This is a genomic window from Flavobacterium limi (assembly GCF_010645075.1).
Lineage (GTDB): Bacteria > Bacteroidota > Bacteroidia > Flavobacteriales > Flavobacteriaceae > Flavobacterium > Flavobacterium limi.
Genome location: NZ_JAADZV010000005.1, coordinates 167,630 through 189,661, shown reverse-complemented (window position 1 = coordinate 189,661; position 22,032 = coordinate 167,630). Strand labels below are relative to the sequence as shown.

At 41.7% G+C, this 22,032-nt stretch carries 22 protein-coding genes; 15 read left to right on the top strand and 7 right to left on the bottom strand.

The window, feature by feature from the left end:
- Positions 1-14: 14 nt before the first annotated feature.
- The 3 genes from GXM16_RS12260 (at position 15) to GXM16_RS12250 (ending at position 2,468) form a co-directional block, all read left to right on the top strand.
- Positions 15-575, top strand: coding sequence for a conjugal transfer protein TraO (locus GXM16_RS12260; protein WP_163394728.1), 561 nt, complete (start codon positions 15-17; stop codon positions 573-575).
- Positions 576-585: 10 nt separating this feature from the next.
- Complete coding sequence (locus GXM16_RS12255) at positions 586-1,014, top strand: DUF3872 domain-containing protein (protein WP_163394727.1); 429 nt, start codon at positions 586-588, stop codon at positions 1,012-1,014.
- A 149-nt stretch (positions 1,015-1,163) separates the two neighbouring features.
- Positions 1,164-2,468 carry a DUF6602 domain-containing protein gene (locus GXM16_RS12250; RefSeq protein ID WP_163394726.1) on the top strand — a complete coding sequence of 435 codons (1,305 nt, stop codon included), beginning with the start codon at positions 1,164-1,166 and terminating at the stop codon, positions 2,466-2,468.
- 267 nt (positions 2,469-2,735) lie between these two features.
- Here the strand turns inward: GXM16_RS12250 and GXM16_RS12245 are convergent, their stop codons facing one another.
- From GXM16_RS12245 to GXM16_RS12215, 7 genes are all read right to left on the bottom strand, one after another.
- Positions 2,736-3,539, bottom strand: a complete 804-nt coding sequence (locus GXM16_RS12245; protein WP_163394725.1) for a PRTRC system ThiF family protein — start codon at positions 3,537-3,539, stop codon at positions 2,736-2,738.
- Positions 3,536-4,264, bottom strand: a complete 729-nt coding sequence (locus tag GXM16_RS12240) for a PRTRC system protein B (protein ID WP_163394724.1) — start codon at positions 4,262-4,264, stop codon at positions 3,536-3,538. The genes GXM16_RS12245 and GXM16_RS12240 overlap by 4 nt, the downstream gene beginning before the upstream one ends.
- Positions 4,248-5,432 carry a hypothetical protein gene (locus tag GXM16_RS12235; RefSeq protein WP_163394723.1) on the bottom strand — a complete coding sequence of 395 codons (1,185 nt, stop codon included), beginning with the start codon at positions 5,430-5,432 and terminating at the stop codon, positions 4,248-4,250. Before GXM16_RS12235 ends, GXM16_RS12240 begins: the two co-directional genes overlap by 17 nt.
- A 16-nt stretch (positions 5,433-5,448) precedes the next feature.
- Positions 5,449-5,667: a PRTRC system protein C gene (locus GXM16_RS12230; protein WP_163394722.1), complete on the bottom strand. Its 219-nt coding sequence runs from the start codon at positions 5,665-5,667 to the stop codon at positions 5,449-5,451.
- A gap of 17 nt (positions 5,668-5,684) precedes the next feature.
- Positions 5,685-6,335 carry a PRTRC system protein E gene (locus GXM16_RS12225; protein ID WP_163394721.1) on the bottom strand — a complete coding sequence of 217 codons (651 nt, stop codon included), beginning with the start codon at positions 6,333-6,335 and terminating at the stop codon, positions 5,685-5,687.
- A gap of 117 nt (positions 6,336-6,452) precedes the next feature.
- Entirely contained in the window at positions 6,453-7,526 is a 1,074-nt protein-coding gene (locus GXM16_RS12220) for a DUF932 domain-containing protein (RefSeq protein ID WP_163394720.1), read from the bottom strand.
- 65 nt (positions 7,527-7,591) lie between these two features.
- Entirely contained in the window at positions 7,592-8,002 is a 411-nt protein-coding gene (locus GXM16_RS12215) for a single-stranded DNA-binding protein (RefSeq protein WP_163394719.1), read from the bottom strand.
- Positions 8,003-8,723: 721 nt separating this feature from the next.
- Here GXM16_RS12215 and GXM16_RS12210 point away from each other — a divergent pair.
- The 12 genes from GXM16_RS12210 (at position 8,724) to GXM16_RS12155 (ending at position 22,011) form a co-directional block, all read left to right on the top strand.
- Positions 8,724-8,942 carry a hypothetical protein gene (locus GXM16_RS12210; protein WP_163394718.1) on the top strand — a complete coding sequence of 73 codons (219 nt, stop codon included), beginning with the start codon at positions 8,724-8,726 and terminating at the stop codon, positions 8,940-8,942.
- A 223-nt stretch (positions 8,943-9,165) separates the two neighbouring features.
- A complete protein-coding gene (locus GXM16_RS12205; protein ID WP_163394717.1) occupies positions 9,166-9,534 on the top strand; it encodes a hypothetical protein in 369 nt (122 codons plus the stop codon).
- A 149-nt stretch (positions 9,535-9,683) separates the two neighbouring features.
- Positions 9,684-10,538 (top strand): DUF3347 domain-containing protein, encoded by an 855-nt coding sequence (locus GXM16_RS12200; RefSeq protein ID WP_163394716.1) that lies wholly within the window; start codon positions 9,684-9,686, stop codon positions 10,536-10,538.
- A gap of 29 nt (positions 10,539-10,567) precedes the next feature.
- Positions 10,568-11,257: a DUF3347 domain-containing protein gene (locus tag GXM16_RS12195; RefSeq protein WP_163394715.1), complete on the top strand. Its 690-nt coding sequence runs from the start codon at positions 10,568-10,570 to the stop codon at positions 11,255-11,257.
- Position 11,258: 1 nt separating this feature from the next.
- Complete coding sequence (locus tag GXM16_RS12190) at positions 11,259-11,729, top strand: heme-binding domain-containing protein (protein ID WP_163394714.1); 471 nt, start codon at positions 11,259-11,261, stop codon at positions 11,727-11,729.
- Positions 11,730-11,733: 4 nt separating this feature from the next.
- Positions 11,734-13,044: an efflux RND transporter permease subunit gene (locus GXM16_RS12185; RefSeq protein ID WP_163394713.1), complete on the top strand. Its 1,311-nt coding sequence runs from the start codon at positions 11,734-11,736 to the stop codon at positions 13,042-13,044.
- Complete coding sequence (locus GXM16_RS12180) at positions 13,016-14,965, top strand: efflux RND transporter permease subunit (RefSeq protein ID WP_244307520.1); 1,950 nt, start codon at positions 13,016-13,018, stop codon at positions 14,963-14,965. The genes GXM16_RS12185 and GXM16_RS12180 overlap by 29 nt, the downstream gene beginning before the upstream one ends.
- A complete protein-coding gene (locus tag GXM16_RS12175) occupies positions 14,949-16,199 on the top strand; it encodes a TolC family protein (RefSeq protein ID WP_229684340.1) in 1,251 nt (416 codons plus the stop codon). Before GXM16_RS12180 ends, GXM16_RS12175 begins: the two co-directional genes overlap by 17 nt.
- Positions 16,177-17,517 carry a heavy metal-binding domain-containing protein gene (locus GXM16_RS12170; protein ID WP_163394712.1) on the top strand — a complete coding sequence of 447 codons (1,341 nt, stop codon included), beginning with the start codon at positions 16,177-16,179 and terminating at the stop codon, positions 17,515-17,517. Before GXM16_RS12175 ends, GXM16_RS12170 begins: the two co-directional genes overlap by 23 nt.
- Before the next feature lie 3 nt (positions 17,518-17,520).
- Positions 17,521-18,738, top strand: coding sequence for an efflux RND transporter periplasmic adaptor subunit (locus GXM16_RS12165; RefSeq protein WP_163394711.1), 1,218 nt, complete (start codon positions 17,521-17,523; stop codon positions 18,736-18,738).
- 18 nt (positions 18,739-18,756) lie between these two features.
- On the top strand, positions 18,757-19,296 hold the full coding sequence (locus tag GXM16_RS12160) for a DUF3347 domain-containing protein (RefSeq protein WP_163394710.1): 540 nt from the start codon (positions 18,757-18,759) through the stop codon (positions 19,294-19,296).
- A gap of 177 nt (positions 19,297-19,473) precedes the next feature.
- Positions 19,474-22,011 (top strand): heavy metal translocating P-type ATPase, encoded by a 2,538-nt coding sequence (locus tag GXM16_RS12155; RefSeq protein ID WP_163394709.1) that lies wholly within the window; start codon positions 19,474-19,476, stop codon positions 22,009-22,011.
- Positions 22,012-22,032 lie beyond the last annotated feature (21 nt).

The window sequence follows — 22,032 nt, the reverse complement described above, 5'->3', positions numbered from 1 at the left end:
CTAAAAGTAGAGAAATGAAAAAATATATCTATGCAGTGATGCTGGTAATGACCGGTATTATTATGACCTACGCACAGCGCATGATCCCGGGACAAAAAGGATTCGAAGTTACTACCGGAACCCTGTCCGGCGATATGCCATGGCGTAATTACTACCTGAACCTGGGCATGACTCTAAATGGAAAAAACGGCAATTACCAGTTATGGGCACTGGAATACAGCCACCAGTATTCGAAGTACAAGGCCCTTCGACTGCCACTGGAAACCTTTACAGCGGAAGGCGGTTACAGTTTTTTCCTGCTTGGTGATGCCCGCAGGAACTTTGCCCTGAATGGATCACTTGCTGCCGTTCTGGGTTATGAGAGCATCAACCGTGGTGAAGCACTGCTTCAGGACGGGGCAAAAATAATAAGTGAGGACAATTTCCTTTATGGGGCTGGTGGACGGCTGTCCCTTGAAACCTACCTGTCCGACCATTTTGTCCTGCTGCTGCAGGGACGCATCAAAGCAGTGTGGGGCACTGATCTGCAGCAATTCCGTCCGTCAGCTGGGCTGGGATTAAGGTTTAATTTTTAAAAACGACAAGATGAAAGCAATTTTTAAAAGAAGCAAAAGAGCGGTATTGGCAGTGCTGATGTGCTCATTTACCTTGGTGTCCTGCGATCAGGATAAACTGGAAATACAGCAGGACTTTCCTTTCGAAGTAGAGGTCATGCCGGTGCCCAAAGAAATTGCCAGGGGCAGTACGGTAGAGATGAGGATCAGAATAGCGCAAAATAACAGCTATACGGGAGCCGGCTATTTTATCCGTTTCTTTCAGTTCGACGGGAACGGAACACTGCAGTATTACGACCAGCCGCATTACCTTCCCAATGACCTATACCCGCTGAAATCAAGAGAGTTCAGACTTTATTACACCTCACAGTCTGCCGTCTCGCAGTCATTTGACGTGTGGATTTCTGATAATTTCGGGAACGAAAAACAACTGAGTTTTGAGTTTAACAGCTCTGATTAGTGCCTAAAGACTACCAGTGTATATGTAATGACCTGCTAATAATTAGCAGGTCATTTTTTTACAATGTTTTTTTTAGTACTTTAAATATTTAATTTAACTTCATTATCCTTTACATTCAGATCCAGTTAACATAGAAAAACATCAACACTATGGATATAAGTACAATTGCAGATCTCCTTGATGAATTTGTTTCAGCTGAAAGAGAAATTCTCAATAAGCAGGATATTAAACACCCCACTACCATAGGTGCAATGTATGAAGGACTCACAGAAACGGTACTGAAAAGATCACTTTTTGAGGGACTGAATCTAAGAGTAATCAAAAACAGCTTTATCACGGGCTGTGCAACGCAATTTGATGTGATGCTGGTTGAAGGCGATGGTGAGCGAATCCCCTATACCGAGCGTTATATATACAGGCCTGAACAGGTTATTGCAGTTATTCAGGTTAAAAAAAATTTATATTCAAAAGATATAAAAGAAGGTTTCAGCAATTTACAATTTCTTGTAGATAATTATGACCCCGTAACTTCAGAAAATTTTATTGGAAGGCTGTTTAGGGATGCCTTTAAAACGGTCTGCAGGAAAGATATCACATCATATGAAGCAGGTGAACTTACAAAACATGAACATTCAGTTTTTACTACTTTGAAAATTGAAGCAGTACTGCCAGTTAGAATAATTTGGGGATATAACGGATTCGCAAACGAATTTAGCTTTAGGGAATCATTTTCTACATACTTAGAGGCAAATGTCACAACGGACCTGAACAATATCATTCCCGGATTTGGCCCCCATAATTTCCCGAGTCTAATTTTCAGCGGACAGTACTCCATGATAAAGCACAATGGGATGCCGTTTGGAAGTACAATAAAAGACGAAAACTGGTGGCCGTTTTATAGTTCAACCTCCTATAATACAACAAAACTTTTTCTTGAAACAATCTGGACAAGATTATCCTATAAGTTCGAACACCTTCCCATGAAAATATTTGGGGAAGACCTTACAATGGAACCCGTAAACCGGTTTCTGGACTGCAGGCTACAGGGAATTGAAGGAAATTATGGATGGCAGTATAGTTACTTTGAATTGAGTAAGAGTTCTTTAAAACAGCATACAGAAGCACTAAGCTGGGAGCCTGCAGAACTGGATATCATACAGCATGCCATTATTGGAGAATTATGCATGGGACAAGAAATTGATCTTGAAGCGGATCAGCAGCTTGAGTTTTTTGTAACACGTAATGGTGCATACAAATCCCTGAATGACTTTTTAGAAAAACTTAAAAGTACAGAGCTCGTATTTGTTGAAGGCGGTAAATTAAAACTGCTTACTGATAATTGCCAGTGCGGGATGCTGCCCAATGGGAAATTTGTAGCCGGGGAAAATAAAAGCGGACGATTTACAAGGTGGTTTAATAAGGAAATTGCAAAATTACAACAGCAAAAAAAATGATCCTGCCGATAAACTGCCAAAATAAAAACTGTGAATATGACCCGTTCCGGCGGTCTTCTTTTGCTTCTTTTCTTTGGCCGCTAATGCAGAAAGAAAAGAAGCCCGTCCAAACGAAAAAAGGGATGCCGGACATTCCTTAAAAAAACCGCAACGGGTTTGGTAAAATAGCGGGCACTGCATTTTGGCAAAGCCGCTCCACCGTTTTAAATGCAAAAAGACTGTCCCGCCCGAAGGAAGGGAGTGTCTTTTTGCCGCCCGATTTCGGGCTTATCCAACCGCAATGGGCTGTGTTCGGAAATCTTTCAAGTTCAGGAAAAATCCCCTGTTGGCTGTCATCCCCTCACGGAACAAATTCCATAAAAGCGAGCACCCCAACTGCGCCAAGGCAGAATTAATGTACAAGTCCTGTTTGTCAAGCGCCTCGGCAAGCGAACAGCTTGGGGTGTCGTCTACCGCTTCCGACTGCTTTAGCAATTCGTCAAATTCATCTGTCACAAATGGCAGGCGCTCCACCGTTTCAAAAATCTCAGACTTGGGTTGTAGAATATCGCCAATAGTGGACAAGACGACCTGACCCGTATATTGACTATTGCCAAAATCCATCCAGTATTTGGGGTCGTCCCTGTGATGCCTCTGATTGCTGTATTTTAAAATATCGGCAATCTCAAAACGCGAGCCTGCGCTGTCCGTGCAGGTGATATAAATCGCTGCCCTCGCATTGGCGGGCAGTTTTCCCAAATTATCCTTTTCAAATTTTACCGTTTCCGCTTTCCAGTTTGTTCCAATAAAACGGTTGGCTCGGTTGACAAGTGCCACGGATTTGTAAAGCCCAACTTCACTCAGCGCAAAACGCTGTCTGCCAAGGTTGGCATTTGTCACAATATCATCATCCCAAAGGCGGACACACAGCCCTGCATGCCCCAGCGATACAAGGCTGTGGTTCATCTCCATCAGGGCGGTCAGCACTTTTGAGCCTGTACCGCCTGCCCCTATGAGGTTGACCGTAATGGGATTGGTAGGGCTAATCAGATACGGGTCTGTAAAATGGACTTTGTTTTTTTCGGTTTTCATGACAATAGGTTTTTAAGTGTTTTGTTATTGGCTTTCAAAAGGGCTGTCGGAAAGGGTCTGACTGAGAGAACAAGGTCTTTCCAAAGGCTCACGCAGTTTCCTTTTACGGGACTTACCTCGCCCATTAAATGGCTGAAATAACTGTTGAAAAAATAATCTTCCCACGCCTTTGTGAAGTCTTCCACGCAGGCAGATTCGGCAATGCTGATATTGACCGAACCCATACAGACCCTGCCGTCCTCGTAGATATTGAAAAACGGGGCGCAGTAAAGCGGTGTTTTTTCGGTGGGTCTTTTATTGCCCGAAAGCGCAAAGACCTTAAGGCTGTTTTTGGTAGCCTGCCAGACCATGGGCGGAACATACGCTGCTCGGCACGGAATGCCAAGAGATTCTATAAAATAAAGCGGTCTTTTTTGGGATTTGGTGTACCATATCACGGCACCTTTGTCCCTGCTTGGATTGATGTGCAGGATTTTTGTCGGCAGAATCCCGCCCGATTTTAAAAAGGCGGTCTGCTTTTGCTTTTCCGTTACAAGCGCCTTTGCAAGCGCTTCGGCTTCACGCTCTGTGAGCGGGTGCGCATTGATGGGCGTGCCGTTTTTGTCCATATCGAAATGCTCGACGTAAATATCTTTCTGCGCTCCTTGTGATTCATAAAAAACAAGGGCGGATTTCGGGTGGTAGAGTGTCCCGAAAACTTGGGTTATATCAGTTAAAGTGTTCATCTTGCAGTGGTGTGTAGTGATACAATAATTCGCAGAGATCATCCAAAAGGGCAAACAGCCGGCTTTCAAAATCAAGACTGCTTTGGGTCAGTTCCTGCCCGTCAAAGGTTTTTACAATTGTTGGCTCATCCATAGAACCGTACTCGTTAAATTCATTGTTGATGCTCTCTTCAATACTTTCATAGAGCCATCCTTTGGTATCGGAAATAAAGGAAATGTACTTTTCCATGCCAATGCTCTCGGTTTCCGTATCTTCATCCTCATCCTCTTCGTACATGAGTGCATTCCGAAAAATGCTTTCGTTCGGGTAGTCGCTGTATAAAGCAGAAGCTTTTTTGGCAATATCCAAACACTGCTTATCAAAGGCATCACGGCTTTTAAAACCGTTCAGACGTCTTTCAAAAAAATGCAGGTTCATGGAGCTGAAAATCTTGCCTCCCATACAGTCCCCGATAAATTCCTCCTTGTCAAACTCCCGAATATACCTCTCGTTTTCTTCCCTTTCCTGTTCCTCTTCCGTCCATTCCCTGTGCATTTCATAGAGCCAATACAGGTAACTGCCCTGCTCCCTGTAGTATGGAATCCCTGCAATATGGTACAGATAAGAGCAGACCGAGAGAAGCAGTTGCGCATTTTTTTTGCGCTCAGGGTCTTTGAGCATCTGATAAATCGGATGGGTCGGGATATAATACAGGGTTGTGCCTGTATTGAATTTTTCCTCGCTGACCAAATACGTTTTAAAGTCGTCCTGAAATACCTTTATTTCCTGAAAGTTAATAAAGTTGTTTTTCAGCTTCTGCTCCAAATCCCATACAGCGAGTGCCATATTATAGGGATATTCCAAATGACGGGTCGGCATTGGCGGAACACCATAATGTGCCGTAAGACGGTCAAGGGAGGCATAAAAATCAGACTGCATTTTTACAGACTCCTGACAAGCCCGTGCCGTTTCGCCCTGATAGAGTTTAGGCAGGAAAGAAACCTTTAGAAAACCATCGGTAGCATCTGCGCAGGAACTGAGAGGCATTTGTCTTTCTGCACCTCTCCCAAGTCTTTGGGTCTTTGCATCCAATGCATAAACCCGCTGAGCTGTGCATGAAGCTGTTTTTGTCTTTTTTGCGCGGGCAGTTTTACTGTCCCTGAAATAATTGTCGTTTGCATGATTCATGGCATTTAAATTTTGATTAGCCTTTTGTCCCCATTATCGTTTCAAATCGGTATTCGACCGCATCGTCCCTGATGGCAGGGGCTGAGACTTTGGCGGTAGTCAAAATCGGATAGGTCGGTGCATAAAAGTGCAGTACCGCCTCGGTACTCCATCTCGGTTCAGGGTCTGAAAGCCTGATTTCCTGCCCCTTGTCTTTGAGTATAAATACCCGCTGTAATTGTGTCGCTAATAACATGATTTCCGTTTTTTAGATTAATATCCCTGCTCTTCGGGGTCGTCCTCCCAGTATTCTGTTTCTTCCCCTTCTGTTTCGGGGTCTTCGACCTCATCGGGATAGTGTGGAAAAAGTGCCTCTCGGGGCGGTTCGGGTGCGGACTTCTGCGCTGTACTGCCGAAAAGGTCGGGCGCAAACTGTGCCGAAAGTTCGGATTTGCGTCTGCGTATCTCCTCCGCCTTAAAGGGGAACTCGTGTATTTCAGGCACTTTTATCCATGCCTCACGGAATTTGCCGTCTTTTTCCAGTTCGTCGGCTTTTGCCATGGCATCCGTATACTTTTTGTCTTTGGCATCGGTTTCCTTTTTTTGGCTGTCGGCTTTTTCCTTCTGCATTGCCGACTGTTTTTTGGTGGCTTCCAACTTTTTCATATAGCCTTCCATATCAACCATCAGTCCTGAGGCGGTCTGCATGGGAATGGTTATATTTTCAAAAAAACCGTGGTCAAGCTCTTCCGCTGTTCCTGTAAGGTTCAGGGGCGGTATGCTGTGCTTGGCGCTGTCGGTGCAATTCTCGTTTTGAAGCATGACCAGTACGATAAGCCTGTTTTCTGCGCCCTTAGCTATTGTTATGTGCAAATCACCTGTGACCTGCAACTGCGCTACCTGATTAAAAAAATTGGTGTTCATTGCTGTAAATGTTAAAATGTTTTTTGTTGCATCCTTTCTATATGCAGGGCTATAAATGCGCTTATATCCCTGTCGTTTTTAAAGCAGTCGCCCCGTAAGGCGACCGCCTGAAAGGTTCTAGTTAAGGTTAAGGATTTCCGTTCCGCTTTTTTCAAAAGCCGTACATAAATCAAATGCCTTTTGGGCTTTTTCCTGGGCTGTGCCCCCCATGACAATGGACTGCAGTTTGGCCTGCTCATCTTTATATTTTCGTACATTCTGATAGTAGCCCGTCACGGCATTGTAAGCCCCGAAAAGCGTGCCTTTTGTAGTCTCCATCTGCTGTGATTCGCTTGCCATTGCGTAGGCAAAAGCATCCTCTACGGTATTTTTAAAGACGGTTGAAACGTCCTGCTCGGCCCCTTTTTTGATTAAATCCAAAGTTTCCTTATTCGGGCATAGTGCCAGTTGGATAAGCTTTTTAACCTCGCTATCGCTTACCCTTACTTTTGCCCACTCATTGAAAATGCCTTCCAACTGCGTGGTCAGCGTGTCCGCCAGTCCCATGACTTTGTGGGCATCATCAAGGCGCTGTTTTGCCCCTGAGGTGTGGCGGATGCGCACCACGTTGCTCATGGAGCGAAGCGATGCGTTCAGCGTATTTTGGCATACGATGCGGATGGGCGTAAAAGCTGCTGTGATGCTTCCGCTCCCGTCGTGGGAGGTGGTCAGAAAAATATATTTTTCGGTCACGTCATCCCCTTTGCCCACACGGATATAGTCAGGGAGTTTGGCTGTGATGAAAATGCGCTCTCCCTGCCCGAGCGCCCCCGCGGTTTCATACAGTATGCCGTCGCCACCGCCTACAATGGCATCAAAGAAACGGAACGCTTCACGGTTTTGTACGATATGGTAGTCTTTCCCTACAACGCCCAGTACCGCATTATTATCGGTGCGCACGGTGGCAAAACAGTCAGGGACTGCCAGTTCGCTGTTTTCCGGTACGATACCGCCCGCAGGCGGGACAATGCCCGAAGCCTTGGTGTAAAGCGGGCTTTTAGCCACCTCGTAATCAAGCCCAGCGTGCGCTATGGCTTCGGCACTTGTCGGGTACTGCTCCACGATCTGCCCAAGCCCGTGCCATGCTTTCTCTTTCACGCTGAAAAAAGAATAATTTCCTGTTTGACTGTTGTAATTGATATTATGTGCCATGATATTTGATTTTAAAATTTATAATATGATTGGATAAAGCTTTTTAGTTATCGTGGGTTTTGCCTCTAAAATGGCATGTCGTCCTCGGGCTCTTTTGCAGTGACCTTTTTATTTTCTCCCTGCTCGGAAGTCTGCCCAGTTTTTACAACCTGCGCGCCTTCGGATTTCTTCCCGCCCCCGTGCAGTTTGATGTTCGATGCGTTGAAATTAAGCCCTGCACGGGGTTCCCCGTCATTTCCCGTCCATGCCCTTGCGCTTACCCTTCCTGTGAGTTCCACCACCGTGCCTCTGGTCAGTATGGTTGCTACCTTGGGACTGATCCAGTAGGCGCACTCAAAAAAGGTGGTCTGCTCTACCTTGTCGCCCTGTCTGTTTTTGTAGCTGTCGTTGATGGCTACTGAAAAATTGACTACCTGTCTGTTGTCTGACAATGTGCGAACCTGCGCATCTTTTGTCACTCTTGCTGTAATGTTCATGATTTCTAATTTTAAAAATTTTTACTATTTTTTTTTCGCCTGCCTTTTTTTTCCGCCCGCCTTTTACTTTTTACCTGTTGCTTTTTTTTAATTTTTTTTGAAATTTATTCGGCAATGAGAGGAGGCGCTGTTTTGTTTCATCATTGCTGTTTTCAATATTTCAATTTTCATTTCTGACATTTTTTTTTATTCGTCTAAAGAGCCGGAGTATGCTATGTTTTGTTTCATGAGCGTAAAAAGGTGAGTGTCCGGCAAAAGCAAGGCTCTGCTGAAAAATACAACCCGGACGGGTGGAGATTTTTCAGTAAGACCTGAAAGGCCCGGCCTTGCTTTGGCTTATGGACACGGACTACCTTTGCTCCTGAAATAAAACAAAAGCATACCGGGTCTCGGGTAAAAAGAAAAGGGAAGCAATTGGGATAGTATGGATAAAGATAGCCCTGAAGAAAAGCAGTAAGCACCCGGGTGAATTAACTCTTATGAAACCCATAGGCTTATCAAGTAAATGCTACTTGCAACATAAGGCCTAACATTAGTCTGCCGTCTTTAATATTAATCAGGCTGCATCAACGAATACTAAAGGGCATGAAAAAATATCCCGATCTGAAACAGATACTTGAACCACTGCAATAAATACGCTAATTTTACGCTTATATCCAGCAGCAAAAACCTAAAAAAAAAGCAATCTTGCCTGCAGGCAGCTTTGGGGAGATTATTAGAAATGAAAAAATTTACAATTACAAATACCGATCAGAACAAATGGCTTGTCTCCCACAATGAATTCCCTAAGTTCACCTGCCTTTTTGAGGACAAGAAATTCAATTACAAAAGGACCATAACGGGCCTTTTAGATCCGGCTGGCAACCCTAAAGAAATCCAGCTATTGCAAAAAATGGAAAAATGGCTCGAGGAATATCATAAGGAGAAAATAAACGGATAATATTTATATGGGGCATATAAGTCAATAAAAGATTCATTGAACGTATTGCCTTTACCCTAACCCAAATAGCAAAGCGCCTCTTATTGCCTTAGCAAGAGTATGAGCAGTACAACAGGTTAACCGATCCAGTATAATTTTGCCGCTGCAGAACTGCGCTTTTTAACATTTTTTTTGTTAAAATATAAGATAATATAAGTATTTTTGTTTTCATTAAATTTTTTACATGAACAGATTTCACCTCATATTAATTGTTATGCTGGGCTTATTTTTAAAGCCGGCAGTGACTTTTGCATGTGAAAAAATTGTGGTAAATCATTCCTGTACCAAAAAAGGCCCTAATGCTGATAATGATAATTGCTGTTCCAAAACAAATCATTCAGGCAGCAAAGAACATGATGGCTGCGGTGGAAAATGCGGACATTCGATGTGCAGCTGTGCTTCGGTTTGTAATGGAGGCATCTGTTTTACAAGCGAGCTGGAATTCAAAAACAATGTCATAAGTGTTTTTTCTCAAAAACAAAAATTTTCCGATTCCCAAACCTCACCTTTATCGGGTTTCTATTCCATCTGGCTTATTCCTAAAATAAGCTAAAACACCATTTTTGACAGCCATAAGTGTGTCAAAAAAGGAAGCCCTTTGCGCTTCATTACTTTTTATTTTTTGCTTTTATAGAATGTAGTCTATGCACTTCGCCTATACGCTTAATTCTCAAAGGCTTTATCCACTTCAAATATTTTAAAATGAAAACAATCAAAAAAGCATTGATGGCAATTACTATATTGTTATCAGCCATAAGTTTTGGTGCACCTATAAAAAATGCAAAAACCGTAACCACAAAAATTTATGGTAATTGTCTAATGTGCAAAACTGCTATTGAAAAAGCAGGAAACATCAAAAACATCGCATCGGTAAACTGGGATGAAAACACCAAAATTGCGGCAATTACCTACGACCAGAAGAAAACAAATCAAGATGAGATCCTAAAACGAATCGCCTTAGCGGGATACGACAGCGAGCAATTCTTATCTCCTGGTGATGCTTATGCAAAACTTCCAAAATGCTGCCAATATGAAAGAACAAATAAGATGGCTGTCCCAATGAAAGAATCAAAAATGGATATGGAGAAAATGGATCATTCCCAGCATACAACCGCAGTTCTTCCAGATGCACAACAAGACAGTCCCTTTAAAGCCATTTTCGACAACTACTTTGAGCTAAAAGATGCTTTGGTGAAAACAGATGCTACAACTGCCAAAATGAAATCCAAAGAGCTTCTTAATGCGATCAATGCTGTTGAAATGGACAAGCTAAAGCCCAAAGAGCATACTACATGGATGAATGTAATGAAAAGCTTAGCTACGGATGCAAAAAATATTTCTGAGACCCAGGATATTAAAAAACAAAGAGAATCCTTCAAAAACTTATCGAAAAGCACTTACGATCTTATAAAAACTGCCAATCAGCCACAACCGGTTTATTATAACCATTGCCCAATGGTTGATGCGAATTGGCTCAGCAAAGAAAGCGGTATCAAGAATCCGTATTACGGCTCCCAGATGTTAAGCTGTGGATCAACTATAGAAACAATCAAATAATCAATCAAAAAAAAATAAAAACAATAAAAATGAAAAATGTAATTCTTTCCACTATAGCAATGGCATTAGTAATGGTTTCCTGTAACCAAAAAAACACCGAAGCGGCAACAACTACCTCTGAAGCAACAGAAACAGCATCACAATTGTATGCCTGTTCCATGCATCCTGAAGTTACAGGAAAAAAAGGAGACAAATGCTCCAAGTGCGCAATGGAATTAACCGAGCCAGTAAAGCAAACTACTACTGAAAAAAACGCAGAAGTAAAAACAACCCAGGCTGCTCAGGCAACATTTTCTATTAACGAAATCGTTAATAATTACCTGTCTCTAAAAAATGCATTAACCAAAGATGATACAAAAGGAGCTGCGAATGCCGCAAATACATTGTTCACCGTTTTTAATAGTGTAAATCCCAATTCAATTGATTCCAAATTAAGAGCCGAATATCTTGATATTGCTGATGATGCTAAAGAACATACCCAACATATTGGAGCTAATGATGGAAATATTGAACACCAAAGAGAGCATTTCGCCATGCTCAGTAAAGACATGAATGATTTGATAAAATCTTTCAAGTCAGAACAAAAATTGTATCAGGATTTCTGCCCTATGTATGATGCAGGGAAAGGGGCTATCTGGATCAGTGAAACAAAAGAGATTAAAAACCCATATTACGGTTCAAAAATGCTAAGCTGCGGTTCAATGAAAAAACAGTTGTAAAATGAAACGATTCATCAGAAAGATTCTTTTTATTGGGTTAATTATTTTTCTACTGATGCAATTGTATCAGCCTGCCCGCAATTCCGATTACGGGCAGGTATTACCAATTCATATCTCTAAGGTATATTCCATTCCCAAGAATGTACAAACGATTCTTCAGACTTCTTGTTATGATTGTCACAGCAACAACACGCAATATCCATGGTATTCCTACATACAGCCGGCGCGCAGCTTTATGGAGGGGCATATCAGGGAAGGAAAAGAAAATTTGAATTTCAGCCAGTGGGGAAGTTATTCCAAAAGAAAACAAGAGAATAAATTAGACCGGATTCTCAAGGAAATAAAAGCTAACGAAATGCCATTGTCTTCTTACACCTTGATCCATAAAGATGCAGTATTGACGGCAGTTCAAAAAGAACAGCTTACAAATTGGATTGAAAAGGTAAGCGATAGTCCTGCACAAATAAATTAAATCTATGGTACACAAATTAATAGAATGGTCCCTGCGTAACCGATTCATTGTTTTACTATTATCGGCAGCAATATTTATATGGGGTATCCTCTCGATCGAGAAAAATCCTATTGACGCTATTCCCGATTTATCTGAAAATCAGGTAATCGTTTTTACAGAATGGATGGGACGAGCCCCACAGCTTGTTGAAAATCAGATCACCTATCCCTTGGTTACCAACCTTCAGGGATTGCCCAAAATTAAATATGTACGGGCCGCATCGATGTTTGGCATGAGTTTTATCTATGTCATTTTTGAAGATGATGTTGATGTATACTGGGCCAGATCACGAGTGCTGGAAAGGCTCAGTACCATTAGCAGCACTTTGCCCAAAGGAGTTGCCCCGCAATTGGGGCCTGATGGAACCGGGGTTGGCCATATACTGTGGTATACTTTGGATGCGCCCGGTATTGATCTTGGCGAACAAAGGGCCCTGCAGGACTGGTATGTCAAGTTTGCGCTGCAAAATGTTCCCGGAGTGAGTGAAATTGCCTCTTTTGGGGGATTTCAAAAAGAATATCAGGTTACTATCGATCCAAACAAACTGCTCTATTATAAACTGTCTGTTCCAGAGGTTATAAGTGCTGTACGTGCCAATAATAATGAAAGCGGCGGAAGAAAATTTGACATGAGCGATATTGGCTATATCATTAAGACCTCCGGTTATCTGAAATCCATCAAAGAGATTGAGGATATTCCGCTGAAAAACCAAAATGGCATTCCTATAAAAGTCAGCGATATAGGAACTGTCCAGATGAGCGGGGAAACCCGATTGGGAATCTTTGATCATAATGGGACTGGCGAAGTCGTTGGAGGTATAGTAGTGATGCGTTATGGTGAAAACGCAGATGCTGTAATTGATAATGTGAAAGAAAAAATGAAGGAAGTTGCCAAAGGGCTTCCTAAGGGGGTAAAATTCAATATTGTATATGACCGGGGGCATCTGATTAAAGAATCTATTGATTCGGTTAAGCGTACCTTAATTGAAGAAATGCTTGTAGTGTCGCTTATCGTTATTATTTTTCTTTTTCACTGGCGTAGTGCACTGAGTATTATCATTCAGATACCCATTACAATTGCAGCAAGTTTCATACTGCTCAATGCCTTTGGCATCTCCTCCAATATCATGTCCCTTACTGGTATAGCGCTTGCCATTGGGGTAATAGTTGACAACGGTATTATTATGAGTGAAAATGCCTACCAGCATCTCTCACAACGGTATGCACAATGGGAATCTGAACAAAAAAATGAAACAAACTCTGATGAAAAGAATTAAAAATATATTTCGCAAAAAACCACAGTGGATATCCGAAGAGGAAAGGCTCAAAATAATTGAGAAAAGCAGCAAGCAGGTTTCTCGTGGCGTATTCTTTGCCACTGTAATTATAATTACTTCTTTCCTGCCCGTCTTTATGCTTACCGGACAGGAAGGAAAACTATTCCATCCTTTGGCCTATACAAAAACATTCATATTGATTGTGGATGCCCTGTTGGTGCTTACATTAGCTCCGGTACTGATTTCTTTTTTTATGAAAGGAAAATTCCGTCCAACCGATTCACATCCGGTAAATCGCTTTTTGGAAAGAGGTTATGAGCCCATTATACGCTGGGTTCTGAAATGGAGAAAAACAACCCTTGCGGTTAATATTTTGGCATTATTGATTTCCATTCCATTATTGATGCGGCTCGGAACAGAATTCATGCCGCCGCTCGATGAGCAGAGTATTTTATTTATGCCTGTTACCCTCCCTGATGTATCTAACGGAGAAATCAAACGCATTTTGCAGGTCCAGGATAAAATAATCAAATCGGTTCCTGAAGTGGAAAGTGTTTTGGGAAAGGCAGGGCGAGCCAGCACTGCCACCGATAACTCCCCTATGAGCATGATTGAGACCATTATCATGCTAAAACCAAAATCACAGTGGCGTGAAGGAATAGATAAAAAAGATATTATTAAGGAACTCGATACCAAACTCCAGATCCCTGGTGTAGTAAACGGCTGGACACAGCCCATTATCAACCGAATCAATATGCTGGCAACAGGAATTCGTACCGATGTAGGAATTAAAGTCTACGGACAAAATCTCGACACCATCGCTCGTGTATCTGAAAGGGTGAAAATGGCCCTGGAAGGAACTCCGGGAGTATCTGATTTATTTGTGGATCCTATTACCGGGGGCAAGTACCTTGATGTTGATGTTAATCGCCAGGAATTGGCCCGATATGGATTAACAGTAGATGATGTAAACCAAACCGTGGAATTTGCTTTAGGCGGTGCATCCATTGGCAATACTGTTGAAGGACGAAGACGTTTTTCAATAAGTGTGCGTATGGCACAGGATTATAGAAATAGCGTGGAACGCATTAAACGCATTCCCTTACAGTCTCCTGCCTTTGGAGAAGTGCCATTATCTGCCGTTGCTGATATTAAATTCGTAGACGGACCGCCAATGATCAGTTCTGAAAATGCACTCCTTCGCGGAGCAGTCATGTTCAATATACGTGATCGTGATATGGGAGGAACCGTACAGGAAGCCATGAAAAAATTAGAAAGTGCCAAAAACATACTTCCTGAAGGGTACTTTATAGAATGGAGCGGACAATATGAGAACCTGATCAGCGGAGAAAAGACCCTTAAAGTCATTGCGCCGCTAGTATTGCTTATTATTTTCTTCGCCCTCTATTTTGCCTTTAATTCCCTTAGGGAAGCCTTTTTAAGTCTTATAACAGTTCCTTTTGCTTTAATTGGAGGTGCCTATATAATTTTTTTCTGGGATGTCAATCTATCGGTGGCGGTAGCAGTAGGTTTTATTGCCCTTTTTGGAATTGCCGTGGAAACCGGAATTGTGATGGTTATCTATCTCAATGATGCCATGGAGCAGCTTATCAAGGCCAAAGGAAACTCAAGAGAAACCATTACTAAAGAGGATCTAAGGGAATATGTGGTACACGGCGCCGCAAAACGATTGCGCCCAAAACTAATGACCGTTTGCGTCTCATTATTTGGCTTAGTGCCTGTCCTGTGGTCCAATGGTGTTGGAATGGATGTAATGAAACCAATTGTACTGCCTATGATTGGCGGAGTATTTACCTCTGCCGTACATATCTTATTAGTAACCCCGCTTATTTTCCTAATGTCCAAAGAATATGAACTAAGAAAATATGGCAAACTCGAAGTACATGATGTCAAACATTAAAATACTGGCAGTACTATTGCTTTTACTGCCCATACAGCTATGGAGCCAGACCAAACAGGTCTTGTCTCTCGATACAATCCTTCAAAGGATTGATAAAAAAAATGTGCTCCTGCAAAGCTATAGTTTAAAGGCAGAAGGATACAAATACAGTGCTGATGCCGCAACAGCATGGATGGCACCAATGGTGGGTGTGGGAACCTTTATGACCCCTTATCCTTTTCAGGAAGTTATGGATGACCGCGACAAAGGATCTTTAATGTTCAGAATTGAACAGGACATCCCCAATGTAGGAAAGCTAAACAAGAAGAAAAAATTCATCCAGTCCCAAGGAAACATTGAGAACGCTACCCGTGCCGTTACCCTTAACGACTATAAATCGAAGGCCAAACAGCTCTACTACAGCTGGATGGTGGCCGAACAGCGAATGAAAGTTTTGGATCAGAACGAAAAGATAATGCTGACCATGAAAAAGATTGAGGAAGTGCGCTATCCCTACAACCAGTCGCAATTGGGTAATGTATACAAGATCGACGCAAGGATTGAAGAAAACAAAAATATGGTCCGCATGCAGGAAGGTGAAATTGCAAAAGCAAGAGCATGGCTCAACAGCTTGATGAACCAGCCCGGCAATGCTGATTTTGCCATAGACACGAGTATTATCCCCGTGTTTAACCCTGCTTGGCACGACACCACAAGCCTTGCAGGGGTACGTGGAGATATCAAGAAGATGGATGCTGGAATTGAATCGATGCAGCTTAGTATTGAGGCCATGAAAGCAGAGAAAAATCCCTCTTTTAAAATCCAGTTTGATCATATGAATTCTTTTGATAAAATGATGCCCAAAGCCTATTCGGTAATGGCCATGATGTCTATTCCCATTGCACCCTGGTCTTCAAAAATGTATAAATCAGATGTCAAAGCAATGCAATACAATGTACAGGCTATGAAGAAAGAGAAATCCGCCATGCTGCAGGAAACCCAAGGTATGTTATATGGTATGCAATACGAAATACTGACCATGCAAAAAAGGATTCAGGGACTCGAAACAAAAATAATCCCTTCTATGCAAAAGTCCCTGGATGTAAACTTTCTGAACTATCAGGAAAACAAACTGCAGATTCCTGTAGTAATTGACTCCTGGGAAGCTTTAAATATGCTGCAGAATGACTTATTGGATGAAAAATTAAAACTATATCAAATGATTGTCGATTATGAAAAAGAACTCTATCGCTAAGTTACTCGCATTGTTATTCGTTTCGATATTATTACTGAATGCCTGCAACAAGACAACCAAGCCCAACCATACACCTGAAGATCAGCATGGTGCAGGCCAGCAATATACTTGCCCAATGCATCCCGAGGTTGTAAAGGATAAGCCCGGCAGCTGTCCAATATGCGGGATGGAATTGGTGCCAAAACATACCCCAGGCACGGAAACAGCCATAGACAGCGGGCTGAAGCACCTTTTAAAACCCGTCAACCAGCAGGTCATTTCTAATATCTCTGTTATAAAACCTGAGCGTGGCACTAAAATATTCTCCATACAGGTGCAAGGAGTTATTACCTACGATACCCGTGAGCAGACCAGCATTTCCAGCAGGATAAGCGGAAGGATCGAACATCTGCTGGTTAAGTACAATTACCAGCCGGTCAAAAAAGGGCAGCTAATTATGGAAATTTATTCCCCTGACCTGGCTGCCGCACAAAGAGAATTGTTGTTTATCTACCAGTCCGATAAAAACGATCCTATGCTGCAAAAAGCAAAGGAGAGACTCTCCCTTTTGGGGATGCAGCAGGCTCAAATCCAGCAGGTATTAAAAACAGGTAAAATTTCTTACCGCATTCCTGTTTACAGTAATGCCAACGGATACATCTTAGACAAGACTGCAGTAGGAAATACTTCTACAGCAGCTCCTGCGGCTTCACCTCAAAGCGCAGTATCGGATGATGGCATGGGCGCGATGGGTTCAAGTGGCAATGCAGCATCAAATAGTAGGGCATCTACTGCTGCTGCATCTGCTGTTATGCTAAGAGAAGGGCAATATGTTGGCGCGGGACAATCACTCTTTACAATCTACACCAATAAAAACCTTATTGCTGAGTTTGCTTTTGATCCGTCAGTATCACCCCAGATTAAAAAAGGACAAAAACTCTTGTTTTATGAACCATCAGATAAGCAAACCGTATTTACTGGTATTATCGGACTCATTCAGCCCGTCTTTAAAGAGGGGACAAACTTTACTATAGCAAGGATCTATTTGCAGGATACTAAATTTCAGACTGGAAAATTAGTAACCGCAACCATTCCTATTGTCAGTAAAGGCTGGTGGCTTCCGCAAAGTGCCGTTCTCAATCTAGGAAATAAATCCATAGTTTTCAAAAGAGAAAAGGACGTATTTGTTCCCAGAGAAGTTAAAACGAAAAACAATGCAGAGGGTATGGTCCTTATAGATCAAGACATCAGTGATTGGGATATTGCCAGCAATGCGTCCTATATGATAGACAGTGAGAGTTTTATCAAGATAGCCCGCGAAAATAAATTAAAAAATTAAGCCATGAACAATAAATCAATAATTCGTGCTATTTTGCTCATTGTAATGATTTTTCCACTTCTATTTACAGCATGTGCCCGAAAAGAAGAAAAAAAAGCCAGTCAGGAAAAAGCTCAGACCTATACCTGTCCGATGCATCCGCAAATTGTAAAAGATGGTCCTGGCTCCTGCCCAATCTGTGGGATGGATTTAGTACCCTTCGAAAAAAACAATGCACAGGACTTTCTAACCTTGGGACCAAGCCAGCAGGCACTGGCCAATTTGACAACTATAACTGCCGGGGAAAATGAATTTTCAAATTCTTCGCGTCTCAACGGGCGTTTGGTTACTGACCCTGAACAAACTGTTTATATTGCAAGCCGCGTGGCAGGAAGGATTGAAGAATTGTATGTAAAAGAAACTGGTGTTCGCATTGCTAAAGGCCAGGCCTTATACAGAATATATTCAGAGCAGCTTTCAGCCCTGCAGCAGGAGTATCTTCTTGCCACAGCGCAGGCCGCAAGCTTTGCCGAGGATAAACGCTTTGCCCAAATAAAAAATGCCGCAAAACAAAAACTACTGTTGTATGGGCAGTCAGAAGCCCAGCTTGCCGAACTAATAAAAAAGCAAAAAGCATCACCATATGTTGTTTATTATGCCCCAAATTCAGGGACAGTTGCTGAACTTTCCATAACAGAAGGCCAATATGTAACAGAAGGAGGATCTATTATGAAGCTTGAAGATTACAATCGTTTGTGGGTGGAAGCTGATGTCTATCCTGCGGATGCCGGTAAAATTAAAACCGGCCAAAAAGTAAAAGTTATCGTCACGGGTTATGAAGACCAGCCCCAGACAATGACCGTAGATTTTATAAACCCTGCCCTGCAGACAAGCAAGCAGATCATACAGCTGCGTGGTACTATAACCAATCCAAACAATCAATGGCAGGCAGGTCAGCAGGTAATTGTTTTACTGCCTTTATCAGAACAGAAAATGAAATTGACCATACCTGTGGACGCTGTCATAAGAGACGGTAACGGTACACATGTCTGGATTGAAATTGGAAAAGGCAAATATCAGCCCAGAATGGTGACTATTGGTTCGGAAACCTTCGATGAGGTCGAAATTACCAATGGCCTTGAAAAAGGGGACATAGTTGTTGCGTCTGGCGCCTATCTGCTGTACAGTGAATTTATATTAAAGAAAGGGAAAAACCCAATGTCAGGAATGAAAATACAATGATCAATCTCACAACAGACTATGAAAAAAATAATCAAAAATGGAATCCCAATACTATCAATCTCCTTACTTATTGCCTGCGGTAATAATGAAAACAAAAAGCAAGAGAATCCTCAGAATAGTGAAACTTCTGCCCCAATTCCAAAGGATAAGGTAATCAGGATAAATGATGATATTTTAAATGCAATATACAGCCAGTATGCCCATTTAACAGTAGCCCTTACCAAAGATAATGTCACGGAAGCAAAATTGGCGGCCAATGCTATTGAAGTGGGGGCACGGGAAATCAGCTACAACAGCAATCTTGCAGCAAGAGCTGCTGCAATCGTTTCAGCTCCTGATATTGAAAAGCAGCGAGCTGCTTATTCTAAACTGAGTAATGAAATGGTTGGCTTGCTAAAAAAAGCAGGAATGGCCGAGGCTGAGCTGTACGTGGAAAATTGTCCAATGGCTTTTGACAATAAAGGGGCTCTATGGATTAGTTCTACCAAAGAAGTGCGTAATCCTTATTTTGGAGCAAAGATGCTCAAGTGTGGTGAGGTGAAAGAAATTATAAAATAATTAGAATCTAACTTTAATTACTTTTTGTAATTATTTTCAGTGTTAAACAATAAGCTGTAACAGCTGATGAACAACAAGTCATTTTAAGTTAATTAAAATTACTGGTTTACTAAAAAAAAAGCTAACTTTCTATATATAAAGCAAATAACACATCTAAACTGTAAAAAAAACAACCTCATGACACACACCTATACAATATCAGGAATGACTTGCGATGGATGTCGTACCAAAGTAGAAAAAACATTAAATGCGGTAGAGGGAATAAAGGCAAATGTCACCTTAGATCCTCCATTGGCAACCATTACAATGGAAAAGCATATCGCAACTGAGCAGCTGCAAGAAGCATTGACTGCGGTTGGAAAGTACACCATTGAAATGACTCGCACTACTGATTCTAACGAAAAAAAAGCTGAAAAATCATGCTGTAGTACAGTTGACGATCATAACCACAAACACGATCATAAAAAGGCAGCTGTGCCTCATAATGATGCGGGTGGAAAATACTACTGCCCGATGCATTGTGAAGGCGATAAAATGTATGATAAACCCGGAGATTGTCCCGTATGCGGAATGCATTTGGTACAAGAACCAGCTGCTGCTCAGATTCAGCAATACACATGCCCAATGCATCCGGAAGTTATAACCAATGCGCCGGGTTCATGCCCAATTTGCGGAATGGATCTGGTACCAATGGAACCAAACCAAAACGAAGACCAAAGGATTTATAAGGGCTTGGTTAAGAAAATGAAAATAGCGGTTGTATTTACAGTTCCTATTTTCGCCATTGCCATGATAGAAATGGCACACAACAATCCTCTACTTCAACTAATGGATGCGGCTAAATGGAATTGGGTACAGCTTATTTTATCACTTCCTGTTGTCTTTTATGCCTGCTGGGTATTTTTTGTGCGAGCATGGAAATCAATAATCACATGGAATTTAAACATGTTTACCCTTATCGGAATTGGTACAGGAGTGGCATTTTTATTTAGTTTAGTTGGAATGTTTTTTCCAGACATTTTTCCAAGTGAATTTAAGACCGAACACGGAACAGTACTATTATACTTCGAGGCCACAACAGTTATCCTGACTTTGGTTTTGTTAGGACAATTGCTTGAAGCCAGGGCGCACAGTCAAACCAGTGGTGCTATAAAGGAATTATTAAAATTGGCTCCTACCGAAGCTACTTTGGTAATTGATGGCGGTGATAAAGTAATCTCAATCCATGATATAAAAAAAAGTGATTTATTACGGGTAAAACCCGGAGATAAAATTCCTGTGGATGGGAAAATAACCGATGGTGAAAGTACAATAGACGAATCGATGATTAGCGGTGAACCAATTCCTGTCGATAAAAAAATAGGCGATATGGTGTCTTCAGGAACTATAAACGGAAACAAATCATTTATAATGATTGCCGAAAAAGTTGGTTCGGAAACCTTGCTTTCGCAAATTATACAAATGGTTAACAATGCAAGTCGCTCCAGAGCACCAATTCAAAAACTAGCCGATAGCATTGCTAAATATTTTGTACCAATTGTTGTTGTAATTTCCATTGTTACCTTTTTCATTTGGGCAAAATTTGGTCCCGAACCGGCATTGGTCTATGGGTTCATAAATGCCATTGCGGTATTAATTATTGCCTGTCCTTGTGCTTTAGGATTGGCAACACCCATGTCTGTGATGGTAGGAGTTGGAAAAGGCGCTCAATCGGGAATTCTGATAAAAAATGCAGAAGCTTTAGAAAAAATGGACAAAGTAAATGTTCTGATTACTGATAAAACAGGGACAATTACAGAAGGGAAACCTTCTGTAGAAAAAATTGTTGCACTACAATATTCAGAAGATGAACTGCTGCAATACATTGCGTCCTTAAATCAGTATAGCGAACATCCTTTGGCGCAAGCAGTAGTAAAATTTGCAAAAGCTAAAAATGTCTCTTTAACGAAAGTCGATGATTTTGAAAATATTGCAGGAAAGGGAGTTATTGGAACTGCTATTGATAAAAAGATCGCATTAGGGAATAAAAAATTAATGGAGCAAATAAGCGCAGCTATTTCTTCCACAATCGAAGAGAAAATTATTGCCGAACAAAAATTAGGAAAAACAGTTTCTTATATCGCTGTAGATAAGAACGTAGTGGGATTTGTAACGATAACCGATGCTATAAAACAAACCAGTGCTGCTGCTATAAAAGAATTAATGCGTCAGGGAGTTGAAGTAATTATGCTTACGGGAGATAATGTAAATACTGCCAAAGCGGTTGCCGAGGAGTTACATTTATCCTCTTTCCAAGCAGGTTGTTTACCGGAAGACAAATTGAAAGTAATAGAGAAATTACAAGCTGAAGGAAAAGTTGTTGCTATGGCAGGAGATGGTATAAACGATGCGCCAGCTTTGGCACAATCGGACATTGGCATTGCGATGGGAACAGGAACAGATGTTGCGATAGAAAGCGCCAAGATTACTTTGGTAAAAGGAGATTTGCAAGGAATTGTAAAGGCAAAAAATCTGAGCCACGCTGTAATGAGCAATATCAAGCAAAACCTATTCTTTGCTTTTATATATAATGTCTTAGGTGTACCAGTTGCTGCGGGAGTTTTATATCCGTTTTTCGGAATATTACTTTCTCCTATGATTGCTGCCCTGGCAATGAGTTTTAGCTCGGTATCTGTTATTGTCAATGCATTGCGATTGAGAAGCTTAAAACTCTAAAGAATAATAATTTATTATAAA